A 277-nucleotide genomic window follows, 5' to 3' on the forward strand; every position below is an offset into this window, starting at 1 on the left:
GACCCGTACGGGATTCGAACCCGTGATACCGCCGTGAAAGGGCGGTGTCTTAACCGCTTGACCAACGGGCCATTTATGTAAAGTGTGATGGCGGAGAGCGAGGGATTCGAACCCTCGAGACCGCGTTAGCAGCCTACACGATTTCCAATCGTGCTCCTTCGGCCACTCGGACAGCTCTCCGTGGCTCCACAGGCAGGATTCGAACCTGCGACCGATCGGTTAACAGCCGATAGCTCTACCACTGAGCTACTGTGGAATAATTGTATTGCCTGGCAAC

Annotated in this window: 3 tRNA genes; all 3 read right to left on the minus strand. The window is 56.0% G+C overall.

The features are described 5' to 3' along the window. Positions 1-71 (minus strand) — tRNA-Glu (locus tag CHH48_RS19220). A 17-nt stretch (positions 72-88) separates the two neighbouring features. Further along, positions 89-180: transfer RNA gene (locus CHH48_RS19225), tRNA-Ser, on the minus strand. A gap of 1 nt (position 181) precedes the next feature. Beyond that, positions 182-256 (minus strand) — tRNA-Asn (locus CHH48_RS19230). Positions 257-277 lie beyond the last annotated feature (21 nt).

Source organism: Terribacillus saccharophilus, assembly GCF_002272075.1.
Classification (GTDB): Bacteria; Bacillota; Bacilli; order Bacillales; family Amphibacillaceae; genus Terribacillus; species Terribacillus saccharophilus_A.